The sequence below is a fragment of the Rothia sp. LK2492 genome (genome assembly GCF_040946345.1).
Taxonomy (GTDB): Bacteria; Actinomycetota; Actinomycetes; order Actinomycetales; family Micrococcaceae; genus Rothia; species Rothia endophytica.
The window spans coordinates 88829-112054 of sequence record NZ_JAYWLX010000007.1 but is presented as its reverse complement, the minus strand read 5'-3'; the positions used below and the strand labels follow the sequence as shown (position 1 = coordinate 112054).

Annotated in this window: 21 protein-coding genes and 1 tRNA gene; 14 read left to right on the top strand and 8 right to left on the bottom strand. The window is 58.9% G+C overall.

Translation table 11 applies throughout. The annotated features are described in order from the left end of the window. Positions 1 to 47: 47 nt before the first annotated feature. Positions 48 to 725: a GntR family transcriptional regulator gene (locus VVR27_RS08985; RefSeq protein WP_368548040.1), complete on the bottom strand. Its 678-nt coding sequence runs from the start codon at positions 723 to 725 to the stop codon at positions 48 to 50. Between the two features lie 238 nt (positions 726 to 963). Here VVR27_RS08985 and VVR27_RS08980 point away from each other — a divergent pair, with 238 nt between their 5' ends. The 9 genes from VVR27_RS08980 to VVR27_RS08940 all read left to right on the top strand — a co-directional run bounded on the left by VVR27_RS08980 (position 964) and on the right by VVR27_RS08940 (position 10822). Continuing rightward, positions 964 to 2877, top strand: coding sequence for a propionyl-CoA synthetase (locus VVR27_RS08980; protein WP_368548039.1), 1914 nt, complete (start codon positions 964 to 966; stop codon positions 2875 to 2877). A 230-nt stretch (positions 2878 to 3107) separates the two neighbouring features. Further along, the gene (locus VVR27_RS08975; protein ID WP_368548038.1) at positions 3108 to 3968 is read left to right on the top strand and encodes a ParA family protein; all 861 of its coding nucleotides are present in this window, start codon (positions 3108 to 3110) and stop codon (positions 3966 to 3968) included. 200 nt (positions 3969 to 4168) lie between these two features. Continuing rightward, positions 4169 to 5014: a ScpA family protein gene (locus VVR27_RS08970; protein ID WP_368548051.1), complete on the top strand. Its 846-nt coding sequence runs from the start codon at positions 4169 to 4171 to the stop codon at positions 5012 to 5014. Next, positions 5011 to 5808: an SMC-Scp complex subunit ScpB gene (locus VVR27_RS08965; RefSeq protein WP_368548037.1), complete on the top strand. Its 798-nt coding sequence runs from the start codon at positions 5011 to 5013 to the stop codon at positions 5806 to 5808. The genes VVR27_RS08970 and VVR27_RS08965 overlap by 4 nt, the downstream gene beginning before the upstream one ends. Before the next feature lie 77 nt (positions 5809 to 5885). Further along, positions 5886 to 7049, top strand: a complete 1164-nt coding sequence (locus VVR27_RS08960) for a pseudouridine synthase (protein WP_368548036.1) — start codon at positions 5886 to 5888, stop codon at positions 7047 to 7049. After that, on the top strand, positions 7049 to 8173 hold the full coding sequence (locus VVR27_RS08955; RefSeq protein WP_368548035.1) for a prephenate dehydrogenase: 1125 nt from the start codon (positions 7049 to 7051) through the stop codon (positions 8171 to 8173). The genes VVR27_RS08960 and VVR27_RS08955 overlap by 1 nt, the downstream gene beginning before the upstream one ends. 9 nt (positions 8174 to 8182) lie before the next feature. Next, positions 8183 to 8854 (top strand): (d)CMP kinase, encoded by a 672-nt coding sequence (gene cmk, locus VVR27_RS08950; protein ID WP_368548034.1) that lies wholly within the window; start codon positions 8183 to 8185, stop codon positions 8852 to 8854. A gap of 90 nt (positions 8855 to 8944) precedes the next feature. After that, the gene (gene der / locus VVR27_RS08945) at positions 8945 to 10522 is read left to right on the top strand and encodes a ribosome biogenesis GTPase Der (protein WP_368548033.1); all 1578 of its coding nucleotides are present in this window, start codon (positions 8945 to 8947) and stop codon (positions 10520 to 10522) included. A 226-nt stretch (positions 10523 to 10748) separates the two neighbouring features. Beyond that, positions 10749 to 10822: transfer RNA gene (locus tag VVR27_RS08940), tRNA-Pro, on the top strand. A gap of 211 nt (positions 10823 to 11033) precedes the next feature. On the opposite strand, the gene VVR27_RS08935 is transcribed toward VVR27_RS08940, so the two are convergent. The 4 genes from VVR27_RS08935 to VVR27_RS08920 form a co-directional block, all read right to left on the bottom strand. Continuing rightward, complete coding sequence (locus VVR27_RS08935; RefSeq protein WP_368548032.1) at positions 11034 to 11324, bottom strand: tyrosine-type recombinase/integrase; 291 nt, start codon at positions 11322 to 11324, stop codon at positions 11034 to 11036. A gap of 1267 nt (positions 11325 to 12591) precedes the next feature. After that, on the bottom strand, positions 12592 to 12813 hold the full coding sequence (locus VVR27_RS08930; protein WP_368548031.1) for a carboxylesterase family protein: 222 nt from the start codon (positions 12811 to 12813) through the stop codon (positions 12592 to 12594). 62 nt (positions 12814 to 12875) lie between these two features. After that, complete coding sequence (locus VVR27_RS08925) at positions 12876 to 13922, bottom strand: NADP-dependent oxidoreductase (RefSeq protein WP_368548030.1); 1047 nt, start codon at positions 13920 to 13922, stop codon at positions 12876 to 12878. A gap of 82 nt (positions 13923 to 14004) precedes the next feature. Next, positions 14005 to 14391, bottom strand: a complete 387-nt coding sequence (locus VVR27_RS08920) for a DUF1304 domain-containing protein (RefSeq protein ID WP_368548029.1) — start codon at positions 14389 to 14391, stop codon at positions 14005 to 14007. A 92-nt stretch (positions 14392 to 14483) separates the two neighbouring features. On the opposite strand from VVR27_RS08920, the gene VVR27_RS08915 reads away from it, so the two are divergent. Next, positions 14484 to 15062, top strand: a complete 579-nt coding sequence (locus VVR27_RS08915; RefSeq protein WP_368548028.1) for a TetR/AcrR family transcriptional regulator — start codon at positions 14484 to 14486, stop codon at positions 15060 to 15062. Between the two features lie 55 nt (positions 15063 to 15117). Continuing rightward, on the top strand, positions 15118 to 15240 hold the full coding sequence (locus VVR27_RS08910; RefSeq protein ID WP_368548050.1) for a helix-turn-helix domain-containing protein: 123 nt from the start codon (positions 15118 to 15120) through the stop codon (positions 15238 to 15240). 1365 nt (positions 15241 to 16605) lie between these two features. Here the strand turns inward: VVR27_RS08910 and VVR27_RS08900 are convergent. After that, complete coding sequence (locus VVR27_RS08900; RefSeq protein WP_368548027.1) at positions 16606 to 16908, bottom strand: putative quinol monooxygenase; 303 nt, start codon at positions 16906 to 16908, stop codon at positions 16606 to 16608. Between the two features lie 208 nt (positions 16909 to 17116). Continuing rightward, entirely contained in the window at positions 17117 to 17980 is an 864-nt protein-coding gene (locus VVR27_RS08895; RefSeq protein WP_368548026.1) for an SDR family oxidoreductase, read from the bottom strand. A 319-nt stretch (positions 17981 to 18299) separates the two neighbouring features. Between VVR27_RS08895 and VVR27_RS08890 the strand changes: the two genes are divergently transcribed. The 3 genes from VVR27_RS08890 (at position 18300) to VVR27_RS08880 (ending at position 20548) form a co-directional block, all read left to right on the top strand. Continuing rightward, positions 18300 to 18548, top strand: a complete 249-nt coding sequence (locus tag VVR27_RS08890) for a hypothetical protein (protein WP_368548025.1) — start codon at positions 18300 to 18302, stop codon at positions 18546 to 18548. A gap of 508 nt (positions 18549 to 19056) precedes the next feature. Further along, positions 19057 to 19893 carry a family 16 glycosylhydrolase gene (locus tag VVR27_RS08885; protein WP_368548024.1) on the top strand — a complete coding sequence of 279 codons (837 nt, stop codon included), beginning with the start codon at positions 19057 to 19059 and terminating at the stop codon, positions 19891 to 19893. 190 nt (positions 19894 to 20083) lie between these two features. Next, complete coding sequence (locus VVR27_RS08880) at positions 20084 to 20548, top strand: hypothetical protein (RefSeq protein WP_368548023.1); 465 nt, start codon at positions 20084 to 20086, stop codon at positions 20546 to 20548. A 77-nt stretch (positions 20549 to 20625) separates the two neighbouring features. Here the strand turns inward: VVR27_RS08880 and VVR27_RS08875 are convergent, their stop codons facing one another. Then, positions 20626 to 23118, bottom strand: coding sequence for an ExeM/NucH family extracellular endonuclease (locus VVR27_RS08875; protein ID WP_368548022.1), 2493 nt, complete (start codon positions 23116 to 23118; stop codon positions 20626 to 20628). Between the last annotated feature and the right edge of the window lie 108 nt (positions 23119 to 23226).

The window sequence follows — 23226 nt, the reverse complement described above, 5'->3', positions numbered from 1 at the left end:
TTCTGTAGAGGTGGACGCCGGTAGCAACTCCGCTGCCAGCGGTAGATTTAGGGGTGGGCAGCTACTTCAAAGAGACCGTGCTGCTCTTGGGAGGCGGCTGCCTCTTCGATAGCGAAGAGTGCGTTGGCCAGGTGCAGCCGTGTAGCGGCTTCAGCCAGTTGCGCGTCCTGAGAGGCAATGCAACGAGCTATCTGGGCATGTTCATCAGCGGCCTGGGCCAACCTGACGGGGTTAGTCTTTGACAGCTTCCTGATGCGGGTGAGCTGGATGCGTAAGCTCGATTGAGCCTGGTAGAGATAGCGGTTAGCTGCCGCCGCATCAATGGCAGTATCTAACTCATCAACTAGAGCATAGTACTCAGCAATATTCCCTTGACCCGCAGATAGAACAGCTGCCGCTTGCTTAAACCGCTCAGCAAGACGCATAAAGCGGGTGGCATCCCCACGGCCGGCAGCTAGAGCGGCGGCGGCGCAATCTAATGAAACCCTTAACTCAAAGAGCGAGTAGACATTTTCAAGAGAAATAGGGGCAACGATGACGCCGCGCCCCGGTGCTGGTTCCGCAAGGCCGTCCGAGAGTAACCGCGAGATTGCTTCACGGACAGGTGTACGTGAAACTCCCAGTCGTTCAGACTGCTCTACTTCTGCAATCACAGAACCGGGGGAGAGCGTTCCCTCCATGATGTCGCTGCGCAGGCTTTGGTAGGCAAGATCGCTAGCTCTCATCAGCTCATCCTCTCGGTGTGATACGGCACATGGTCTTGTGCTGACACCACCATAAAACGCAACCACCTCTTTTGTATACATTGAGCGCCAATATTTCTTCCGAATGGTGGATTTTTACGGAAAACATGAAAAAACCTGAAATTTTGTATACAAATTATTGCTTATTGTGATTGCTAGCACTAAATTTATCTCAACCCCTCCCGCCACACATCACCCAACGCCCCTCAGGAGTAATCCGATGACCACCTACCAAGAAACCTACCGGGCAAGTATTGAAACCCCAGAAAAATTCTGGCTTGAGCAAGCCGAGAACATCACCTGGGTCACCAAACCTCAGACCATCATCGACGATAGTGCTGCACCCATCTACCGCTGGTTCCCTGACGGTGAACTTAACACCTGCTACAACGCAGTAGACCGGCACGTTGACGCAGGGCGAGGCAATCAGACCGCAATTATTTACGATTCAGCCATGCTGGGCACCCGCCAAGAAATCAGCTACGCCGAACTCAAGAAAGATGTTGAGCTTTTCGCCGGAGCGCTCGCCAACGCCGGTGTAGGTAAGGGGGATCGTGTGCTGATTTATATGCCCATGATTCCCCAGGCTCACGTCGCTATGCTGGCAACAGCCCGCCTGGGAGCCGTCCACTCGGTGGTTTTCGGCGGCTTCGCACCTGCTGAACTGGCCTCCCGTATCAATGACTGCTCGCCCACCGTGATTGTGACCGCTTCAGGCGGTGTTGAACCTCGCCGTCGTATTGAGTACATCCCCGCGGTAGAAAAGGCGATAGATCTATCGGCGAGCAAACCCAGCGCAGTGCTGGTCTTCGAGCGGGAAGGCTTCGAGCATACGGTAGAAGAAGCTGAGCAGAAGGCTAAAGACACTGGCGGTGCGGTTACCTGGCAGTCTGCAGGTGATGCCATGGCAGCGGCCCAGCCCCATGAGCCGGTGACCGTCAAGGCAACCGACCCTCTCTACATCCTCTATACCTCGGGTACCACCGGCGCGCCAAAGGGCGTCGTGCGAGATAACGGCGGGCACGCAGTCGCCCTCGCCTGGACCATGAAGAACATCTACGATGTTGGCCCCGGTGAGGTGCTCTGGTGTGCCTCGGACGTCGGATGGGTGGTTGGGCATTCTTACATCGTGTACGGCCCCCTCATCGCTGGCGCAACCAGTGTGCTCTATGAAGGCAAACCGGTAGGCACCCCCGATGCCGGTGCCTTCTGGCGCGTTATTCAGGACTCGAACGCAAAGTCTCTCTTTACCGCCCCCACTGCCCTGCGCGCTATCCGTAAAGCTGACCCTGAGGCTTCACTGCTGGCAGACTATGACACATCTTCACTGAAACTGCTCTTTGTTGCCGGGGAACGCCTAGACCCCGAAACCTACCACTGGGCCACCGAGAAGCTGGGTGTACCCGTGATCGATAACTGGTGGCAGACCGAAACCGGGTGGGCTATCGCAGCTAACCCTCGCGGGCTTGAAGCTCTACCCCTCAAGCCTGGTTCACCCTCAGTGCCTAGTCCTGGCTATAACTTGCAGGTGTTAGACCCCTTCGGTGAACCAGTCGGCCCGGGGAAGGAAGGCAACCTTGCCATTAAGCTCCCCATGCCTCCGGGTAACCTGCCCACGCTCTGGGGAAACGATGACCGCTTTATCTCCTCCTACCTCGAAGCGTTTGAAGGCTACTACGCCACCGGCGACAGTGGCTACATTGATGAGGACGGCTACGTCTTCGTGATGGGACGCACGGACGACGTCATCAATGTTTCAGGCCACCGCCTTTCAACCGGTGCCATGGAGCAGGTGTTGGCAGCGCACCCGGCAGTTGCTGAGTGCGCGGTCATCGGTCTCGCCGACCAGCTCAAGGGCCAACGTCCCGCTGGTTACGTGGTGCTCAAAACAGGGGCTGACATTAGTGAAGAGCAGTTGGCCAGCGAGCTCATTGCCAGCGTCCGCAACGATATTGGTGCGGTTGCTGACTTCAAGGACGTCAAAATCGTTGAGGGTCTACCTAAAACCCGATCAGGCAAGATTCTGCGTAAAACCATGCGGCAGATTGCTGATGGAGAGGACTACAAGGTGCCTTCAACTATTGAGGATATGGCGGTGCTGGACGATATTGCCAAGGTACTTAAGTCCCAATAGGGGCAGCACATCAGTGAAGAGATGACCGTGCTTGTTGCGGTTGAGTGTCTAGCCTTTAGCTCCACGCTCGACCGCAACAAACACGGTCATTTTACGCACTGAGGGGGTGAGGGTTGAGGGTGCAGTATTGTCCTCCAAAAACCGCTGAGGCCCTGATAAATACCCTCGGTTTGCCGTACCCAGTAGACTGATGGGTAAAAGTGTTCAAATAAAACTAAAGGTGAGTACCAGTGACTGAAACCGGAGCAGAGCAGCTCGGCCCCACCGGCCGCCCCCTGCGCGTCTACCCCGACCCCGCACCGCTTGACACCCACGGCCCGGCCCGCATCATTTCGATGGTGAATCAAAAGGGTGGCGTCGGCAAAACAACCTCGACCATCAACCTGGGCGCTGCACTGGCTGAAGTCGGACGTCGCGTTCTCCTGGTGGACTTTGACCCCCAGGGCGCGCTCTCGGCAGGTTTCGGAGCCAACCCCCACGAACTTGAGCTGACCGTCTACAACGTCATGATGGACCGCAAGGTCAACGTGCGTGACGTCATTTTAGAAACGGGCGTGCCCAACGTCGACCTGTTGCCCGCTAACATTGACCTTTCGGCGGCAGAAGTGCAGCTGGTCAACGAGGTCGCCCGTGAGCAGGTTCTTGCTTCTGCCCTGCGCGGGGTCGAAAACGACTACGACGTCATTTTGATTGACTGCCAGCCCTCCCTGGGGCTGCTGACCGTCAACGCCCTGACCGCCAGCCATGGCGTTATCATTCCGCTCATCTGCGAATTCTTTGCCCTGCGTGCCGTTGCCCTGCTGGTGGACTCCATCGAAAAGGTGCAGGACCGCCTCAACCCCAAGCTGGAAATTGACGGCGTGCTGGCCACCATGTTTGATTCCCGCACCCTGCACTCCAAAGAGGTGCTAGCCCGCATTGTTGATGCCTTCGGCGACAAGGTCTTTGACACGGTCATCAAACGAACCGTCAAATTCCCCGACGCCTCGGTTTCCGCAGAGCCCATCCTCTCTTACGCATCGAATCACCCTGGCGCGGACGCCTACCGCCAGCTGGCCCGAGAACTCATTTCACGGGGCGGAGCGCCCTAACATCAGGGCAACCTACCACCACTTGCTTTCAAGACCAGGACGCCTCAGCGGGCGTCCTGGTGTATCTTTAGGGGGTTGCTGTGGGCGAGCTATCGCTCACTAAGCCTTGAAAGCCACTGGGTCAGTTGGCACAATAGAGAAAGATACGTTTCAACCGGTCTCACCCTGAGCCGACTGACACAGAAAGATTCGCTGCCGTGATGGTACCGACACCAGTACAAGAGCTCAACGCACCCCCGCAGACACCGGCGTCCGCTCCCTTTGCCCTTCACCTGAGCAACTTCGAAGGGCCCTTTGACCTGTTGCTCCACCTTATTACCCGCAAGAAACTGGATATCACCGATATCGCACTTGCTGAGGTAACCGATGGATTTCTCAGCTACATCAGCGGTGTCTTTGATGCAGACACCGACCGAGGCCTTAACACCGCCAGCGAATTTCTGGTCACTGCAGCCACCCTGCTGGATCTCAAGGCCGCTCGCCTTTTACCCCGAGGTGCCGCGCACATCTCAGCTAATACCGACCTGCTTGAGGCACGCGATCTGCTCTTTGCTCGGCTCTTGCAGTACCGTGCCTACCGCGAAGTGACTGCTGTTCTAGAAGAACGGTACGTTGTCGAAGCCCACCGGTTCCCCCGTACCGTTGCCCTGGACCCCCGCTTTAGCAAGGTGCTGCCGGAGCTTGTCTTTGACCTGAGCCCAGAAGAGTTTGCACGTATTGCGGCTGCAGCGATTAACCCTGCACGTGATAATGAAGACTCCTCGACGCCAAACTCCGAAGTCGAGACCGACCACCTGCACATACCCTTAACGACTATCGCAGCCGAAGAAGCTCATATCATGGCGCAACTAGAAGAGCGGGGCAAAGTGACCTTTACCGAGATCATCACCGGTGCTTCTGCGGTAGAGGTGGCGATCGTGCGGTTTTTAGCGGTGCTTGAACTCTTCAAGGAGGGAGCGTTGCTCGTGAACCAACCGCAGACACTGGGGCCAATCACCGTCAGCGCGCCGCCCACTGCTCAACACGAGGAAAGGGAGAGCGCATGAGTGAGAATAAGGCGCAACACCCTGACTACACTGCCAATGACCTCGATATTCTCAACAGTGGGTCATGGGGCTTTGACAGTGAGGACGAGAGTTCAGATTCTGCTGCTGAAGCTTCACCAGCCTCGGTAGAGGAAGACAACCCTTGGGATGAGGAAGCCTCAGAACCTACGGCAGAACAAGAGGTTCAAGCAGAGAACCAGCTATCCCGGGTAGAACTTCAACCCGGCGGGATCAAGGCCGCCATTGAAGCGATTCTAGCCGTGGCAGACGTCCCTGTTTCAGCACGGGAATTTTCGGCAGCTCTGATTGTCTCAGAACCTGCTATTGAGACAGCCCTAGATCAGCTCTACCGTGAATATAACGGCTATGACGATGGTGAGACCGTGCATGAACCTCGAGGGTTTGAACTGCGCCGCATCGCCGGAGGCTGGCGACTCTACGCTCGGCAGGACTTCTCACCCTGGGTGGGACGATTCGTGGGAGGCGCTCAGAGCTCCAAGCTCAGCAGGGCGGCATTGGAAACCCTTGCCGTAATTGCCTACCAGCAACCTGCCACCCGCAGCTACGTGGCGCAGGTGCGCGGAGTGAATGTGGACGCGGCAATCCGCAACCTCAAAGCCCGCGGGTTGATTACAGAGACAGTGCCCGATGAAAAGGGCATCACCCAGTACATCACCACTGACACCCTGTTAGAGAAACTCGGGCTAGAATCCCTTGACCAATTACCGGCGCTCGCCCCCTACCTGCCTGATGTGGACCAGGTAGCAAGCGATCCAGAACTCACCACCACCTAAAGATGTACCGGCCAGCCCGGTTAGACAACGAAACGGGCGCAAAAAGCGCCCACCCACGAATGAAAGAGGTCATCACAATGGCATATGGAAACAATTCAGGACGAAGCGGTAACACAGGCCGTGGCGGCGCAGGACGCGGCTACGGCAAGAGCAACGAATACCGCGGCGGTGGCCGCTCTGGCGGTGCCGGTCGCGGAGGTTCCTCGCGCGGTGGTTCAGAGCGCGGTGGGTCTTCACGCGGTGGTTCAGAGCGCGGCTACGGTTCCTTCGGTGAAGGTGGCCGCGGCGGTTCATCCGGCGGCGGCTTCAAGAGCAACCGCGGCGCCAAGCCCGGCACTGCTGGCGGACCTCGCAAGGCCGGTACCGGTAAAGGCCCCAGGTTCCGTTCGGGTCAGCCCTTCGCCGGTGAGATGGGCGAATTTCGCCCCAACCACCGCGCTACCAAAAACTTTGGCCCCCACCGCCCCCGCCGTCCTAAGAACGCACCGGTAGACCACTACGAGTTCTACGACCACGAGGGCGTCCGCCTGCAGAAGCTCATGGCATCAGCCGGCGTGGCCTCCCGCCGCGTCTGTGAGGAAATGATTGAAGAAGGCCGCGTGACCGTCAATGACCAGCTGGTCACCGAACTGGGCGTGCGCGTTGACCCCAATAAGGTCAGCATCCAGGTAGACGGCATGACCATCCAGACCAACGACAAGCTGGTCTACATGGTCTTCAACAAGCCCAAGGGCGTTGTCTCATCCATGGAAGACCCCGATGGCCGCCCCTGCATCAGCAACTTTTTGCGCTCATCCATGACCGAGCGCGTCTTCCACGTAGGCCGCCTAGACGTCGAAACCGAGGGTCTGCTCTTGCTGACCAACGACGGTGAACTGGCTAACCGCCTGACCCACCCCTCCTACGAGGTGCCCAAGACATACCTGGTGCAGGTGCCCGGCCCTATGGAGCCCGGTATCGGCGCTGCCATGAAAAAGGGTCTGCGCCTTGAAGATGGCGTAACCCGCGTGGACGAGTTCAAGCTGGTTGACTCTACTCCCGGCCACGTGCTGGTTGAAGTGACCATCCACTCCGGCAAGAACCGCATTATTCGCCGTATGTTCGAGCAGGTAGGCTACCCCGTCGAGAAGCTGGTCCGTGTAGAGATGGGCCCGCTACACATCGGCTCACAGAAGCAGGGTACCGTGCGTAATCTCTCTAAGGTAGAAATCGGTAAGTTGCTGGCATCGGTGGATATGTAATGAGCGCTTTCTCGGCTACACTGACCGGCCCCGTGCTGGTGATTGGCGCGGGGCTCCTGGGAGCATCTGCCGGGCTGGGGCTGCGCAACCTGGGCTACACGGTTTATATCAGCGATATCTCGCCTACGGTTGAGGCTGTCGCTGAGGATATTGGGGCCGGTACCTCCCTGCGAGCTGTTGCAGAAGAGTGGGGCGCAGAAGCCGGCTTCGTTTTAGAACCGCAACTGGTAGTGGTGGCAGCCCCACCGGATGTCACCGCTGAACTGGTCGTTAAGGCTCTGGGCGAATACCCGCAGGCTTTCGTCATTGATTTGGCATCGGTGAAGTCCGCCATCTTGGCTGATGTGCTGGCTTCGGGTGCTGATGCTACCCGCTACCTGGGCACCCACCCCATGGCTGGCCGCGAGAAATCTGGGCCGGTAGCTGCCCGCGGCGAGCTCTTCGCAGCCCGCCCCTGGGTCCTTTGCGAGCACCCACTGGTGCGCCGGGAACTGGTTAAACTAGCCCAGCAGGTAGCCGTTGAGCTGGGCTCAACTGTAACCTTCTTGGACGCCAGCGAGCACGACCGCACCGTGGCACTGATTTCTCACGTCCCCCAGGTGATGTCCTCCCTGCTAGCTTCCCGCTTGCAGGACACTCCGCTCTACGCACTCGGGCTGGCAGGGCAGGGGCTGCGCGATACCACCCGCATCGCGGCGTCCGACCCCAACCTCTGGGTGCAGATTTTGGCGGCCAACGCGCAGCCTGTCGTTCAAACTCTCTACGGGGTACGGGAAGACCTAGAGCGTCTTATTTCAACGCTTGAGGCTCCTACAGACTCAGGATCCCGGCTCGATATTGCCCAGCTGATGAGTGAAGGCAACCACGGTGTAGCCCGCATTCCGGGTAAGCACGGCGGGGCACCACGCGCCTTTACCCAGCTCACCGTGCTGGTGGATGACACCCCCGGCACGCTATCTCGGCTACTGCACGAGATTGGCGAGCTGGGCGTCAACCTCGAAGATCTACGGCTGGAACACTCGCCAGGTGCCCCCGTAGGTATGGCAGAAATTTCTGTTAACCCTAGTGAACACGAAAAACTAGTTGATGATCTTACCGGCCGCGGCTGGAAGGTTGTCACGTAAGGTAAAACTATGACTGACACACTTGTTATTGCAATCGACGGCCCCTCCGGCTCGGGTAAAAGCTCGGTATCTAAGGCAGTTGCACGCCACTTCAACCTGGAATACCTGGACACGGGTGCTATGTACCGTGCCCTGACCTGGTACTGCCTGAACGAAAAAGTAGACGTAGAGGACGCCACAGCGCTGGTTACCGCCGCTCGTACTTTCCCTTACGTGCAGGGCACCAGCCCCGATGAAGAGATCATTGAGGTGGGGGGAGCGGACGTACGAGAAGCGATCCGCGAGCCCCGTATCTCTGAAGCCGTCTCATCGGTTGCTTCCAACCTGGAAGTACGTCAGATTTTGATTGACTTGCAACGCCGCTTTATTGCTGAGGCACAGAATGGCATGGTAGCCGAAGGGCGCGATATCACCACCGTGGTCGCCCCCGATGCGGATGCTCGTGTGTTGCTCACCGCTCGTGAAGAGGTGCGTCTGGCTCGCCGCGGCCTTCAGCTGGGGGGTACCCAGAACAAAGATCAGCTGGTTCATCAGGTGTCAGAGCGTGATAAGAAGGATTCAAAGACCACTAGCTTCACCGAAGCAGCCCCCGGTGTCACCCTGGTGGATTCCAGCGACCTAAACTTTGAAGAAACCATCGATGCAGTGATTGCGGCAGTTAATACTGCTTTGGGCCGCTAACGGCGAGCCCGTTCGCACCATCGATTAGACTACACAAGAACGAAGAATCTGCTGCGGCATGTGCCGCAGCAGGGATAGAAGGAGAGGCACATGGCAGAAGAACAAGCACCCCATGATGACTACGAAGTAAAATTTCTGGGCGGCGGTGAGGATGACGTCTCAGAACGCCTAGCTGAGATTGATGATGAAACTGCTGACCAGCGCGCTGAAGCCCTGCTAGCAGGCCTACAGGACTACGACCTCAACGAAGAAGACCGCGCCATGCTGAGCGCCTGGGGCTTCGACGTGGATGAGGACGATGACCAAGAAGCTGACCCCGTGGTGGCGATTGTCGGTCGCCCCAACGTCGGTAAATCCACCATCATCAACCGTATTCTGGGCCGACGCGAAGCAGTGGTTGAAGATAAACCTGGCGTTACCCGTGACCGCGTTTCTTACAAAGCCGAATGGTCTGGTAAAGATTTCACCCTGGTCGATACCGGTGGTTGGGAAGCCGATGCTAAGGGTATAGATGCTCAGGTTGCTGCACAGGCAGAAATTGCTGTGGCACACGCCGATGTTGTACTGCTGGTAGTTGACGCCCTGGTCGGCATTTCGGCAACCGATGAGGCCATTGTGCGCATGCTACGCCGCGTGGATAAGCCCATCTTGCTGATTGCCAACAAGATCGATGATACCCACCAGGAGCCGGACGTACACGCTCTCTGGGCACTAGGTATGGGCCAGCCCTACCCGGTATCTGGTCTGCACGGTCGCGGTCTGGCTGACCTGCTGGACGCCGTGCTAGAGGTTATGCCCGAGCACTCCCAGTACGCTGAGCCCGAAGCTCTCGGTGGCCCCCGCCGCGTCGCCCTAATCGGTCGCCCCAACGTCGGTAAGTCCTCACTGCTCAACAAGCTGGCAGGCGAAGAGCGCGCCGTGGTGAACGAACTGGCAGGCACCACGCGCGACCCCGTGGACGAGATCGTGGAGCTGGGTGGACGTCCCTGGCGTTTCGTTGACACCGCCGGTATCCGCCGCCGCGTTCACATGGCCAAGGGCGCAGACTTCTACGCCTCGTTGCGCACCCAGACTGCCATTGAGCGTGCTGAGGTAGCCGTGGTACTGCTGGATGTTTCAGAGCCGATCTCTGAGCAGGACGTTCGTATCATCCAGATGGGTATCGATTCTGGCCGTGCCATGGTGCTGGTCTTCAACAAGTGGGACACCCTCGATGAAGACCGCCGTGAGCTGCTAGAGCGCGAAATTGACCGCGATTTGGCCCATATCAAGTGGGCACCTCGCGTCAATATTTCGGCAAAAACTGGCTGGCACAAGGACAAGCTGGTCCCAGCGCTGGAACACTCGCTGGATAGCTGGGATTCCCGCATCCCCACCGGTCGCCTCAATGCCTTCCTGGGTGAAATCGTTGCTGCCCACCCGCACCCCCTGCGTGGCGGTAAGCAGCCCCGCATCCTCTTTGGCACCCAGGTTTCATCCCGCCCGCCTAAGTTCGTTCTCTTCACCACCGGTTTCCTGGACCCCGGCTACCGCCGCTTCATCCAGCGCCGTCTGCGTGAAACCTTCGACTTCACCGGCACTCCCATTGAAATCACCATGCGTGTGCGCGAGCGCCGAACTCTCGGTGAGCGTCAAGCTAGCAAGAGTTCTAAGGGTGGACGCCGCTAGGGCAGAAGACCGGAACCGGTAGTAATCGTTCGGGGGAGGGCTCGCTAGGAGCTCTACCCCGGCTTTACTTCCTGCAGAATATTTCACTGTTCAGGCAGGTTGAGGTGTGATGGAGAACGCGTCGTGAAACTCCTAAAAAGGGCCTCGCAGAATTTGGCACAGTCAGAAAAAACTGTGTATAGTAATACGAGTGCTCAGGGAAGCCGCAAGGCTAAACAGAGACAATCGGGTTGTGGCGCAGCTTGGTAGCGCACTTGACTGGGGGTCAAGGGGTCGCAGGTTCAAATCCTGTCAACCCGACTAAGAAATCGCGGAAACTTAAAGGTTTCCGCGATTTTTTCGTTGGTGAGAACAGGTTTCTCACCTGGGCTTCATCGTTTCCGTCGACGGGTTTTTGTTGGTCCCCCTGACCGGTTCCGGGCTGGCTCTTGGGCACCGGAGATCGGGCCGAAATGGGCCGGCCTGTGCATAAGGGGACCAAAAGGGGGCCAGAACCGCTCCCAGCATCGTTTCAGCCCTCACAGGCGTCGGCCATCCACGTCGCACCCGTGTGTCGGAGGCCGTGACGGGTGAGGTCGGGCAGGCCGAGGTTCGCGACGATCGTGTCCCAGTTCGTCGCATCCCGCACCGTCGCCGTCGTCAACACGCCGCCCTTCGGTCCGACCAGGAGCTGATTGTCGGGCTCTTTCCCCTCTGCGAGGCGTTCGAGCACAGGACGCAGCGGCTCCAGGATCGGCACGCGGCGTTCTTTGCGGCTCTTGGTGGGTTCGGCGACGCTGACGACATCGCCTCCGTGCTTCACTATCGCCTCGCACGAGCCACCGCACGACCGGCAGGATCAGGCCGCGCCCGCAAGGCGCCTCAGCTGATCGCGGGCTTGATCCCCGAGGCCACTGGTGAGATGAGCGCCGAGATGCAGGATGCTCTCACCGAGTGCCGGGAGCTCATTGAGCAACGTGCTAACGAGATACTCGACCGCGCTGTCAGCGAGAAGCAGGACTGGGCGCTTGGACTCGGAGAGTCACCTGCCGAACAGCGAGCAACGGCGACGTGGCGCCGCGAAGCGCGCACGGTAGCGGCGTACCGCGATCGTTACGGGACACTGCGAAATCGCCACTAGGTCGAGCCCCGGATAGTGATGCTCAGAAGATCAATTTCGCACGGGCAGCTGCTGCGCTGACACGGCTTCGCGACATTGCCGCGCAGGCGTCAGCGGCAAACACGCACCGGACACAGGGGCGCGACCGGCTCGGACTCATGCGTTGAACTGAATCGGCCTGACTCTCGTTCCAATCGTGACGGAGAAAGAGTCAGGCCGATTCAAGTCGCGGCGATCGTCTTAGCGATCACACAGGTCGTAAAGGCTTCCGTACCCTCCGAAGACGTCTCCGCATACCAGCTAGAGGGGCCCCACAGGAAATGGGCATCTAGGGCCCGGGGGTCACCGAGTTCGCCTAAGGTAGCTCGCCGCTGGTGTCCAGGCCGACCGCGATACAGAGCGCGAGCTGGAAGGCGCACTCCGCGGGCTCTGACCGAGAGCGGTGCGAGGCACGTCCAACTCTACTAACGCCACCGACCCCCTCGACATGTTCTCGAACATACCCCGCATGTCGGGATTTCCGACCGGGTACAGATGCGGCTCAGCTAACAAAGTTCGGCTCCGCAGTCGCGTTGATCCGCGTAGAAGGCAGCCGCGAGGCGAGGTGGGCCGTTACCAACAAGCTCGGCGGCGATTGTGTGTCCATTTGGGATAGGTGGATGGCGAGTAGTCGATTAACTGGGCTCATGCGACGCTGCGCCGCGGGGCTGATCGCGATCTGCTGCCCAGGAATGGCAGGCTGGGAGTGACACGTTCCTGGAACTCGTCAAACGCTTAGTTTGACCAGGTATCCGCCTGGCAGGCGAGGCTGTTTTTCAGTCGAGTGAATGGGAAGGCGTGCAGGTAGTCCTTCCCAATCGATCTGAGATCTTACTGCGGTCGACATTTCGGCGATTGCTCGCCCTTCGCAGATATGGATCGCGGGCGGGGAGAGACGATACACGGCATCGTTCCCTGTGTTCGGAGGCTCTCACGAAACCGGAGCTGCCTCTGTGCTATCAGGAAAGGTTGACGCAGAGTCAGATCGAACGTCTACGCGGTGTGTCGCGCCCACTCCGATCCGCTGGCGAGGATTGGACCCGGATTGGGTCGCGTCCCGCACGCCATCCCATGGCTCCGCCGGTTGCGGGCCTCGCAGGCGCAGCTGGCCGGTGACAGGTGCGGTGAACGGGACCCCGCGCCAGGTTTCCACTCCGCCGGATCATTGCCTCCGGACGAGGCCGCCGTCGACGTGAACGACGAGGCTGTCGTCGTTCACGCGTCCGCCTCGCTCTCGCTCTCGGTGTCGGCGGGGATGCGGACGAGCATCTTGCCGGTGTTGGCGCCGCGCATCATGTCCAGGAACGCGTCGACGGTGTGGTCGATGCCATCGACGATGGTCTCGTCGTAGGCGATCTTCCCGGCGGCGAACCACGGGTTGATCTTCTCCTGGAACTCCGCACCCAGGTGCAGGTACGCGGCCAGGGTGAAGCCCTTCAGGGTGAGGGCGCGGGTGATGATGTTGGCGAGGTTGTCCGGCCCGGGGGCGCGTTCGGTGGTGTTGTATCCGGCGATCGCCCCACAGAGGGCTGCTCGTCCGCCGTCGTTGAAGGCGTCGAGGGCGGCTTCGAGGTGGTCGCCGCCGACGTTATCGAAGAACACGTCGATGCCCTCGGGCGTGGCCTGCGCGAGCTGGCCGCGCACGTCACCGTTCTTGTAGTTAAACGCCGCGTCGTAGCCGTACTTCTCGGTCAGCAGAGCGACCTTCTCGTCGCTGCCGGCGGAACCGATGACCCGGCCCGCGCCGAGGAGCTTCGCGATCTGCCCGACCGCTGTGCCCACCGCACCGGCCGCACCGGAGACGAACACCGTCTCACCCGGGTGGAGGTTCGCGATCGCGGTCAACCCGACATACGCGGTCAGCCCCGTCATCCCGAGGATGTGCAGGCGCAGCGAGGAGGACACGCCGGGCAGATCCGGCACGGCACGGAACGTCGCGGCGGTATCCTGCACGACGTCGCTCCACCCGTGCTGGTGCAGCACGAGGGTGTCCACCGGCAGCTCCGACGCCTCCGAGGTGATGACGCGGCCGATTGCACCGCCAGTGATCGTCTCACCGAGCTGATACGGGGCGACATAGCTGCGGACATCGTTCATTCGGCCCCGCATGTATGGGTCGACCGACACGAACTCGTTGCGCACCCGCACCTGCCCGGCCTCAAGCTGCCCCAACGGCACCGTCACGGTGCGGAAATCGTCGTGGGTAGGCCAGCCCTCCGGGCGGGCAGCGAGCTGAATCTGGGTACTGATAGGCGTGGACATGTGCGGTGTACTCCTGCGTATTTGTGACGTGTAGATGGATGCGTTGGGGGATCGAACCGTGATCCCGAACGGAGCGTGAGGGTCAGAAAACAAGCCCGATAATCAAGGCGATGACACCGAGCAGCGGCAGGACACCCTGCTTGAGAGCCGCGCCCCGCTTGTCAGGGCTGGAGGCAAAAAGTACGAGTGCTGCGGCAGCCATCGACCCGGCACCGGTGAGCACAAGGGTTGCGCCGACCGCGGTCGCGCCTGAGGCGAAGAAGATGATGCCGACGGCGACGGCGATCGCGAGGACCAGGTTATAGAAGCCCTGGTTGAACGCGAGGCTCTTGGTCGCCTCGGCCTCCTCTATCGTGGTGCCGAACGTGGCGCGTGCCTTCGCGCCCGTCCAGGCGATGGACTCCATGTAGAAGATGTAGACGTGGATCAGCGCCGCCAACCCGGCAAGCACGAGACCTGCGATGACCATGATGCGTTTCCCCTCACTGGGCTCCCGCTCGTTCTGTAATGACTCTTCCAGTATATACTGGACTGATCGTTACGGAAAGAGTGAGGTAGACCATGGCCCGAACGCAGACCTTCGACCGCGACACCGTTGTGCGCGCCGCCCGCACCGTCTTTTGGGAACACGGTTATGACGGCACCTCTATCCCTGACCTCGAGGACGCCACCGGTATCCGCCGCTCCAGCCTGTACAACACCTTCGGCTCCAAACGCGGACTCTTTGATGCGGCCGTTCAGTCGTACCTCGACGAGGTCATCCGCCCCCGCCTGCGCCCCCTCCAAGACGACCCGGTCGCACCCAATGCCCTCACGGGCTACCTGACCGGGCTGCGGGACGCGTTCGAGAATCTCGACTCCATGTCCGCCACCAACGGATGCCTTCTGGTGAACACCGCGCGAGAGTCGATCGCTCGCGACCCCGCCGTGGTTCGGGTCGTCGCCGATTATCGGGCCGAGCTCGCCTCGGCGATCGGGCGGGGCGTGCGCGCCCAGCGCCCCGCATCGTCACCCGCGCAGACGGATGATCTGAGGGAGAACATCGTCGCGCTCGTCATCGCAGCATTCGCGCTCGCCCGTGTCGACGGGGCTCAAGCGCGCCATAACCTGACCCTGGCGATCCGACTCGCCCCGGACTGAGCGGAGCTGCGCTGGGGCGATCGATTAATAGCTTCCCGCAAGCGATGTCGGCGAGCTGGCCACGTATTTGGGCATCCCCGTCTCGACGATCTACGACTGGCGCACCCGCGGCCTCGGCCCGCCCGCGTACCGCTTCGGCATACACCTGAAGTTCGCCGTCTCCGACGTGCGTGTCTGAATCGAACAGAAACGCGACGACGCTCCGGCTTCCCCACTCGAGGGGAGGTGACACGATGAGCCGTGGCGGGACCTTCCGAAAGAGGATCGGGACTGGATTCTCTACACCGATGAGACCCCCTTCGTTCCGGTCCACTCCAGGCTCACCTTCTCCGAGTCCAAAGCTGCGATCTGCCCGGTCTGTCATGGCAAACGGCTGAAGCCCGAGGCGCTGATCAAATCGCTGGTGGCGGGTCCTCGCAGGCCTCCGCGTCAAATGTGCGACACACAGTACGTCCCTCACCAGAGAAAGCGTGCTGCTGCGGTCGAGCTCGCCGCGGGGGTGTCGCAGCGACTTCGTCCACTGGTCGATTTGGGGCTGGGCTACCTTTCATTGAGTCGGACGACGCCGACGCTCTCTGGTGGTGAGCTACAGCGGTTACGGCTCGTGACGCAACTCAGCTCTGATCTGTTCGGGGTGGTCTACATCCTCGACGAACCGTCAGCGGGGCTACATCCGCAGGATGTGGCGGCGCTCCTCGGGATCCTGGATGGACTCAGGGGGGGCGAGGGAACAGCCTGTTCATCGTCGAACACTCCGTGGCTGTGATGTGGCATGCGGATTGGTTGGTTGACATCGGCCGGACGCCGCGGTCGAACGTTGCCACCTACACCGGACCTATTCGACCACGTCCGCCGTCGATTTGCAGACACCCCGGAAGCTCGTTTGCGCGGGTATAAGCCTGGCCGATTCTCCTTCAATGTCACTGGCGGGCGCTGCCCAACCTGTGAGGGTGAGGAATCGGTGATGGTCGAGCTCCTCTTCCTGCCTTCAGCGTGTACCGAATGCCCAGACTGCCACGGCACCCGATACAAGGCGTCAACGCTCGAGGTCATATAGAGGGGGCGTACGGTCACGGACGTGTTGTCGATGAGCCTAGAGGAGGCGAACCTCTTCTTCGTGGGCGATGAGGAGATCACTCGGTCCCTAGCCGCTTTGTCAGGCGTTGGACTCGATGACCTTCGACAGGGTCAACCGGCAACTGAGCTCTCGGGGGGGGGGCAGCGCGTTAAACTGGCTACCGAGTTGTAGCGTGGGGACACGCTGTACGTTGTGGACGAGCCGACGTCGGGTTTTTACTGCGCCGGCACGGATCGCCTGGTCGCGCATCTTCAGACGCTCGTCGAGGCGGGTAATACTGTTGTCGCAGTAGAGCTCGATATGCGTGTCATTGCGGCGGACGACCGCGTGATCGGTCTAGGGCCCGGTGCGGGCGACGCTGGCGGGACCATGGTTGCAACTGGAACGGGCCGAGCACGTCGCGGATAAAGGTGTCGCTGTGCGATGTTCAGATCGCACAGCGACACACTCGACGAATTCGTGGTCTTAGGCGGGGAGCTTAGAAGCCAGGACGTCCAACTTCTCGATCGTGGGCTCGCTGAACAGTTTGCCGGTTTGTTCGCCGAGAGCGGTTGCGACTGCGCCCGACAGGTGCGCGTCGCGGCCGGCGTCATCGGGGAACACATCGAAGATCCCGAATGAGGACGGTCCAAGACGGATCGCGAACCACGCGACGGTGGCCGGTTCCTCCTCGACGAGCCCTCGCCCGATGCCGAGGAATTCCTGGACCTCATCTTCCTTACCGGGTAGGGCCTCCAACGTGACCAATAGTCCCTTTGTTACGCTCATGACGTCACCTCTTTCTAGGTCGCGTGGGCCGTGACCTTGGGCACGATCGTATCACAGGACACAGTAAGACACGTCACTGCATACTGCGGACACGGCCACGCTGGACGGGGCTGGAGAAGTGGCTACAAGCTCCAATATAATCCGAAATGCGTTCGAAGAGCATCTGGTTGAATTGGCGGCGTATGTGCTCGGGCGCTGGCCGGGTAGTTTAGACCAGTGCGGCGAGGAGTCCGTCTTTGAGGCTGGTGGTGGGCCGCTCGATGAGCGTAGAGAGCTCGCCAGTCGTGCCCGCGAGGAGACCATCGGCGATGTTCTCATCCAGGGCCGCCATAAACTGCGCGACCTCCTCGGGCATCCCAGTCCCGACGAGTATCTCGACAAGCGTCCGCCCGTCCACGCGCTGGTAAGTAACAGGTTTCCCGATGATGTGCCCGATTGTGGCCGCAAGCTCGTCGTAATCCCACGCCTGGTCTCCGGAGAACTCGTACACCTTGCCACTATGACTCTCACCGACCAGCACGGCGGCGGCACCATCGGCATAGTCGCGCCGGGAGGCGCTCGCGACGCGTCCGTCGCCGACCGCCGCGACAACGGCTCCGGTCTGGCGGGCAGTCGCCACCTGCGGCAGATAGTTCTCGGTGTACCAGCCGTTGCGCAGGATCGTGTAGTCCAGTCCTGACGCAGTCAGGTATTCTTCGGTGGCCTTATGCTCGGGCGCGAGCACGAGCTCGCTCGTGGTCGCCTTGGATGCGCTGGTGTAGACGACGCGACCCACTCCCGCGGTCCGAGCGGCGTCGATGACGTTGACGTGCTGAGGTACCCGTTGTCCGACCTCGCTACCCGAGACCAGCAGCAGCGTCTCCACGCCGGTCAGTGCCGACTCCAGGGCGGCGCGGTCTACGTACGAGGCGACGCGTACCTGCACACCCTTTTCCGCCAGGGGCTGCGCTTTCGCCGGGTCACGCACGATTGCGACCAGGCTTGCCGCCGGTCGGGACTCGAGCAGCTTGTCGATGACGAGGCTGCCGAGGTGGCCGGTGGCGCCGGTGACGGCGATTAATGAATCCGACATGGGACTCTCCTTAGTTGTTGACGACTTAATGGGTGAGGACGATGAACCCGAGCACTGCGCTGGCAACGGCCAGCACGCCGAGAATGGCGGGGAACTGCGGGGGGTTCTTGCGACGAATGTGGGTCACCAGGGGGGCGATGAGGCCAACGGAGCCGAGGACCTCGATCGCGCCGATGAGCTTGACGGTTCCGTTCTGCGAGTGGAAGCGTCGGGACCCTCGCGTGACGGGAGTAAGGCCGCCAATCCAGAATATTACTTGTAATGTCAAGTATAACAGGGGATAATTATCGCAACAAGCAAAGTTAGTTAAACTGCTCGCATGGATTGCCAGATGCCGAGTATGGACGAGCTTGAGTCCTGGGCATGGCGTGGACTCATCCGAGTGATTGAGTTGCTGCCACCGGCTCTCGATGCTCAGATGCAACGCGACTCGGATATCACCCACTTCGAGTTCATGGTGCTGGCGATACTGCGGATGACCACTCTCGCCCAGGGCACCAATGCCTCCCTCGCGCGTCTATCCCATGTCTGCTCACGCCTTGAAGAGCACGTAACTGCTCTTCAGTAGCGAGCCGCCTAAGCCCACTCCGCTCCCGTAGCCGGGCGAACTTTGACGCCCGCTACCTGCATTGTTTCCCGGTTTACTCCCAGGGCTTCGGAAACCTGTGACAAGGAGAGGCCAGAATCGTACAAGCGGGCAGCTTCGCTCACCTGCTCTGCCGTCATCGGCTGGCGACGGACGACGCGCGCCGGCTTCGTTGTTCAGGGGCTTCCACTTGCGGCGAGGAGCCGTGACGGCGCGAGAGGTTTGAGCGTCGTCCGGCAAGGTGTTCGCACCAGTTGTCCGAGTGCTGGCGCGAGAATCCCTGATTCGGCGCAGATTCTCAGTTTCTACCCCTGTCGGATATTTACTGGAATAGTGGTCAATAAGGGCGACAGACAAGGCCCCTCTCACTAGATAAACTAGTGAGAGGGGCTTTTTTGCACCCCATTTGTAAACAAACGGTTTAGCTACAATTACAGGGCTAGGTTGGCTACATATGCCGATACCTAGCCTTTTTTTCAGGGGGACTCCAATGAAATCTTCAGTACTCGCGCTGAAGCCCGTTTATGTTGATACCTTCCGTAACGGTATAAACACTAAAGTATGGAATGTGTGGGGAGCTCAACACGATGATTACGTTAAATATGACCGTGGTGTAATCCGCGGCAAACAGGTCTCAGTTCGAAACAATGAGCTGGTGGTTGCGATGACGAAGCGTTCAAAACCTCGCACATTCAGCGGTGATACGAAAACGCAACGCTGGTGGGATACTGGTTGGATTTCCACCAAACCTGCCTACGGTATTACCTATGGAGCCTATGAGGTGGAGGCAATCCTGCCTACAGCTCCTCATATTAGTGCCGGTGTATGGAGCGGTATCTGGTCTCGCCCCTTCGCCAGTGGGGTCGGCGGTGAGATTGACCCTGCAGAGGCTTTTGGTCACGAGGGCGCCGAGACCCGCCATTCAAGGGCTGAAGGATTCACTTCAACGGTTCACTTTACTCAGAACCGCACACTATCTAAAACTGCTGACTACCGTCACTCCAGCAAACTTATTAGCCCGAACACCCAAAAACCTTTGAGCACCACTTTTCATACGTATGGGATGTTCAAGAGCGACCAGGAAATCATCATTTATCTGGATCGCAAAGAAATTCATCGCATCACTCGTGCTGATAGGCCCAAAGCGTGGGGAGCTGCTTACCCGGCTCGTACCCCCTTTGATCTACGAATCTGCCTGCAGGCAGGTGGAAACTGGGGAGGCTATCCTACGTCTCGCACAGCACAACGTAGCGAAATAAGGGTACGAAAGGTGACCATGTGGAACTTTGAAACCACTCCGCTGGCAGGAGTTGCCTACCGCGGCTAGCCGATCTACTGTGGCCGGATCACACGGTGAAGAAGAACTGTTGATAACTAGGTAAGACTAGTCATCAACCTGTCTTCTTTTCACCATTGATCTGCGGCCACCAGTAAACCTACCGGCAGGGGTAGTGTCGCTTCATCCACAGGATGGCGATGCTGCCCCTGTCTACATGGGCCATGGCTAACCTGCTGTCATGACTAAGTTCAAAGATATTTCAGACAACGTTCTTGATTACACAGACCTTCTTGAGGAACTGGGCGGCAGGTATCCCTTTGAATCTAGATTGGGGCGGGGCGTTTATCAACGCTTGACGCGGGGCAAATACATGCGCACCCGTTATTGGGCTCAACTCACCGAAGAAGAGCAGTATCTGGCGCGTATCATCGGGCTAGCTGACACACTTCCGGGAGCAATTTTTTCTCACCAAACAGCTGCTCTTATTCACGGTTTGCCCACGAGCGGCGTCCCTGAGTATGTGCACCTTTATGTCCCACACAGAGTGCGGTCCCAGGGGCTAAAGGTTCATCACGGTAGGCTTCATATGCCTACCGAAACCACTGTCTTCCTGCCCGGCATTAGAGTCACTAGCCTATATCGCACACTTGAAGATTTGGCTTTGGCCCACGATAAAAAGCCCGGTGCCTGGGTCAAGCTCTAACCTCACAGTGGCGCGGAAGATAAAGCTAAGGGGCAGACCCCAATAGGTCTGCCCCCTTAGCACCAGGTTAATTTACCCTAGTTTTTCTTCTCTACCTCGTGTGAGTAGCGGTAGATGAAGGCCGCGGTTGCTTCACGACTGACTGAGGTGTAGGGGCGGTAAGTCTTTGAGCTGTCAGCTTCAACCCATCCGTTGGTGATACCTGTTGAGTGGAGCCAGGTAATTTCTTTGTAGAAGTAGTGGGAGGGGCTGATATCGGAGAACCCAGAATGAGCTGGAACCTGGTAGTCAGGACTACCTGCGTACCGGTAGAAGAAGGCTGCGATTGCTTCGCGGGTAATCTCTGATGAGGGGCGGAAGGTTCCATCAGACCAACCGTTAGCGAGACCTTCTGTCTTCATCCACTCGATTTCTTTGTAGAAGGGGTGGGTGGTAGGAACATCGGAGAAAGAAGGCTGCGACGGCAACTGGACATCGGGTGAACCAGCCAGACGGTAGAAGAAGGCTGCCATAGCATCACGCTGTATACCCTCCTTGGGGCGGAAGGTACGGGTGCCATCTTCTTCAATCCAGCCTGTGGTGATACCCTGTTGAGCCATCCACTCAATTTCTTGATGGAAAAGGTCGCCCTCAGATACGTCGGTGAACATAATGGCATCATGCGGGTACATGTTCATCCCTACGAGGAGGGGATCGTGGTCCGAGGAGCGGAACTCGTTCTCTTCATAGAGATTGGTGATGTTGTAGTTGTAGCGGCTGTACTCGTGGGCGACTGGCTCCACCGAGTTGATGTTCCATACCTGCGCTGATTCAACTTTCTCGGTGAGCTCTGGTGAAGTCAGAATATGGTCTATGGATCCTACTCTGCCGTCGAATAGGTAGGTGTTACCAGCACTAAACTTCTTACCCAGGTTGGTGTAACCCGCCTCGTAAAGAACCTTCATAGGATCTTCCTCGGTATAGGAGTTGAAATCTCCCAGGAGCATTACGTTGTCGGTAGCCACGGATTCGCGTTGGCCGTGTGCGAAGTCAACCAGCGCAGCAGCCTGAGCCACACGTGAAGCGTTGGAGGCGCCTTGGCCGTCATTTTGATCAGCGTTCTCACCACTACCTGAGCCTTTGGACTTGAAGTGGTTGACGATAGCTACAAATACCTCGGATCCGTGGTCCTCTTGAGAATTGACGGGAGCGAAAGCCTGAGCCAGGGGCTGGCGGGCATTGCTGAAGGCTGGATCATCATAAATCACCGATTCACCGACGGTCCTGACCTGAGCTGGCTGGTAGATAAAGGCCGTGCGGATGACGTCCTCTGAAGCTGGGAGCTGGGAGGGGGATGGCACAGCGGCCCATTTTTCGTAACCCGCGTCTTCGTTGAGAGCCGCGACCAGGGCGTTGAGGGCGGCGTCCCTATCGGTGCCGCCGGTAGCTAGACTGTTCTCAATCTCTTCCAGAGAGAGCACCGAGGTATTGATCTTGTTGATTGCCTTAACAATCTTGGATTCTTGCCGCTCAAAGCTGGCAAGAGTGGCAGCGCCGCGCACCGCACAACTACCGCTCACCGTGATGGGGTTATTCTCTCGGTCCGTAAAGAACTTGCAACCCGCTACAGTATCACCCACGGTGGTGAAGTAGTTCAACACGTTGAAGCTGGATGCTGTCTGACGGCTCCCCAGGATCGGTGCCTCATAGCGGGTATTGGACCAGGACGCCGGTAGCGCTGCCGGGTCAGTATCACCGGTAACGCGGCTGGTGGGCTGCAGGCGCCACATCTGGTGTGAGTATGAGAGCACAACAGGGTTATTGAAGGTCACCTGCGCACCGACTCGCAAAGGGTCACTGGCGCTGAGGTAGGGCAGGGGGGTGTCCTTATTACTGCGTGTGTAGTCTGTGGTGGCTCCGTCATCTAGAACGAATGCCTTAGCAGCATTCTCGGCTTCATAGGCCAGAGCAGCTTCGCCCGGGGCTACAACATCGGTGGCGGTACGCAGAGGCTGAGTGCCGTTGACCAACCCAATTTCACCGTAGCGGTTGGTGTTGTAGTTATCGGTGACAGTAATGGGTCCGTTGGGCTGCAGGAGCATACCTTCAAGTGCTTCACGCTGTGTTTCGTCCTCAGGCAGCGGGATAGCCAGCGGAGTAACCGGTGAGAAAGGTTCTGCTAGGACTAACAACTGAGCTGCGCTGTTTACAGTAATTTGAGTTTGACCAAAATACTCTGAGACGGTGCCCGTGACCTCCACGAACTGGCCGTGGCTGACCTGAGCTACGGTATTGGGTGAGTAGATGAAAATCGCATCTGAAGCCCCTTCCGTGGTGCCTGCTGCTCCGGTGCCCTGCGTCTGAATAAAGTAGCCTCTCAGGTCACCCTGGTTGTAGACAGCGGTTACTACACCGCGGGTGGTGACAGTTTGGTTGACCAGTGGGCTGGCAGCCCCGGTACCCTGGATGGCAGCGATACTGGTGGTCTCCGCAGCGAAAGCGGGTATAGCCATCATTGGGCTGATGATAAGGGAGGCAGATGCGGCCAGCGCTGGTGCCTTCCAAAGGTGTTTCTTAGAGGTAGGGGTCATTAGAGTTTCCTTGATATGTGAGTGAGGTGAGCTCGCGAGGAGGTAGGCTCCAGTAAACGAAAGGAGATAAAACTGATTTTACTGCTTTGGCTGGTCAAGACACGGTTG

Excerpts from the sequence above, each read along its gene's own strand:
- VVR27_RS08885 (WP_368548024.1), top strand. The coding sequence starts at position 19,057 with ATGAAATCTTCAGTACTCGCGCTGAAGCCCGTTTATGTTGATACCTTC.
- VVR27_RS08920 (WP_368548029.1), bottom strand. The coding sequence starts at position 14,391 with ATGGTCATCGCAGGTCTCGTGCTTGCCGGGTTGGCGGCGCTGATCCAC.
- VVR27_RS08960 (WP_368548036.1), top strand. The coding sequence starts at position 5,886 with ATGGCATATGGAAACAATTCAGGACGAAGCGGTAACACAGGCCGTGGC.
- VVR27_RS08985 (WP_368548040.1), bottom strand. The coding sequence starts at position 725 with ATGAGAGCTAGCGATCTTGCCTACCAAAGCCTGCGCAGCGACATCATG.
- VVR27_RS08970 (WP_368548051.1), top strand. The coding sequence starts at position 4,169 with ATGGTACCGACACCAGTACAAGAGCTCAACGCACCCCCGCAGACACCG.
- VVR27_RS08895 (WP_368548026.1), bottom strand. The coding sequence starts at position 17,980 with ATGTCGGATTCATTAATCGCCGTCACCGGCGCCACCGGCCACCTCGGC.
- VVR27_RS08925 (WP_368548030.1), bottom strand. The coding sequence starts at position 13,922 with ATGTCCACGCCTATCAGTACCCAGATTCAGCTCGCTGCCCGCCCGGAG.
- VVR27_RS08965 (WP_368548037.1), top strand. The coding sequence starts at position 5,011 with ATGAGTGAGAATAAGGCGCAACACCCTGACTACACTGCCAATGACCTC.
- VVR27_RS08890 (WP_368548025.1), top strand. The coding sequence starts at position 18,300 with ATGGATTGCCAGATGCCGAGTATGGACGAGCTTGAGTCCTGGGCATGG.
- VVR27_RS08980 (WP_368548039.1), top strand. The coding sequence starts at position 964 with ATGACCACCTACCAAGAAACCTACCGGGCAAGTATTGAAACCCCAGAA.
- VVR27_RS08915 (WP_368548028.1), top strand. The coding sequence starts at position 14,484 with ATGGCCCGAACGCAGACCTTCGACCGCGACACCGTTGTGCGCGCCGCC.
- der (WP_368548033.1), top strand. The coding sequence starts at position 8,945 with ATGGCAGAAGAACAAGCACCCCATGATGACTACGAAGTAAAATTTCTG.
- VVR27_RS08875 (WP_368548022.1), bottom strand. The coding sequence starts at position 23,118 with ATGACCCCTACCTCTAAGAAACACCTTTGGAAGGCACCAGCGCTGGCC.
- VVR27_RS08880 (WP_368548023.1), top strand. The coding sequence starts at position 20,084 with ATGACTAAGTTCAAAGATATTTCAGACAACGTTCTTGATTACACAGAC.
- VVR27_RS08900 (WP_368548027.1), bottom strand. The coding sequence starts at position 16,908 with ATGAGCGTAACAAAGGGACTATTGGTCACGTTGGAGGCCCTACCCGGT.
- VVR27_RS08955 (WP_368548035.1), top strand. The coding sequence starts at position 7,049 with ATGAGCGCTTTCTCGGCTACACTGACCGGCCCCGTGCTGGTGATTGGC.
- cmk (WP_368548034.1), top strand. The coding sequence starts at position 8,183 with ATGACTGACACACTTGTTATTGCAATCGACGGCCCCTCCGGCTCGGGT.